Source organism: Buttiauxella sp. A111, assembly GCF_014189855.1.
In the GTDB taxonomy this organism is placed as follows: Bacteria; Pseudomonadota; Gammaproteobacteria; order Enterobacterales; family Enterobacteriaceae; genus Buttiauxella; species Buttiauxella selenatireducens.
This window is the reverse complement of the sequence record NZ_BJFN01000021.1, coordinates 1-1,252: the sequence shown is the minus strand read 5'-3', so window position 1 is coordinate 1,252 and position 1,252 is coordinate 1. Positions and strand designations below refer to the sequence as shown.

The following is a 1,252-nucleotide window of genomic DNA, read 5'->3' as shown; positions in this document are numbered from 1 at the left end:
CAGGGAGAATTCATCTCGGGGCAAGTTTCGCGCTTAGATGCTTTCAGCGCTTATCTTTTCCGCATTTAGCTACCGGGCAATGCCATTGGCATGACAACCCGAACACCAGTGATGCGTCCACTCCGGTCCTCTCGTACTAGGAGCAGCCCCCCTCAATTCTCCAGCGCCCACGGCAGATAGGGACCGAACTGTCTCACGACGTTCTAAACCCAGCTCGCGTACCACTTTAAATGGCGAACAGCCATACCCTTGGGACCTACTTCAGCCCCAGGATGTGATGAGCCGACATCGAGGTGCCAAACACCGCCGTCGATATGAACTCTTGGGCGGTATCAGCCTGTTATCCCCGGAGTACCTTTTATCCGTTGAGCGATGGCCCTTCCATTCAGAACCACCGGATCACTAAGACCTGCTTTCGCACCTGCTCGAGCCGTCACTCTCGCAGTCAAGCTAGCTTATGCCTTTGCACTAACCTCACGATGTCCGACCGTGATTAGCTAACCTTCGTGCTCCTCCGTTACGCTTTAGGAGGAGACCGCCCCAGTCAAACTACCCACCAGACACTGTCCGCAACCCGGATCACGGGTCTACGTTAGAACATCAAACATTAAAGGGTGGTATTTCAAGGTTGGCTCCACGCAGACTGGCGTCCACGCTTCAAAGCCTCCCACCTATCCTACACATCAAGGCTCAATGTTCAGTGTCAAGCTATAGTAAAGGTTCACGGGGTCTTTCCGTCTTGCCGCGGGTACACTGCATCTTCACAGCGATTTCAATTTCACTGAGTCTCGGGTGGAGACAGCCTGGCCATCATTACGCCATTCGTGCAGGTCGGAACTTACCCGACAAGGAATTTCGCTACCTTAGGACCGTTATAGTTACGGCCGCCGTTTACCGGGGCTTCGATCAAGAGCTTCTCCTTACGGATAACCCCATCAATTAACCTTCCGGCACCGGGCAGGCGTCACACCGTATACGTCCACTTTCGTGTTTGCACAGTGCTGTGTTTTTAATAAACAGTTGCAGCCAGCTGGTATCTTCGACTGCCTTCAGCTCCACGAGTAAATCGCTTCACCTACCGACAGCGTGCCTTCTCCCGAAGTTACGGCACCATTTTGCCTAGTTCCTTCACCCGAGTTCTCTCAAGCGCCTTGGTATTCTCTACCTGACCACCTGTGTCGGTTTGGGGTACGATTTGATGTTACCTGATGCTTAGAGGCTTTTCCTGGAAGCAGGGCATTTGTTACTTCAG

At 52.9% G+C, this 1,252-nt stretch carries 1 rRNA gene; it reads right to left on the bottom strand.

Features of this window, described 5'->3' with window-relative positions:
• Window positions 1-1,252: ribosomal RNA gene (locus BSPA111_RS22380) — 23S ribosomal RNA — on the bottom strand; the annotation flags it as partial.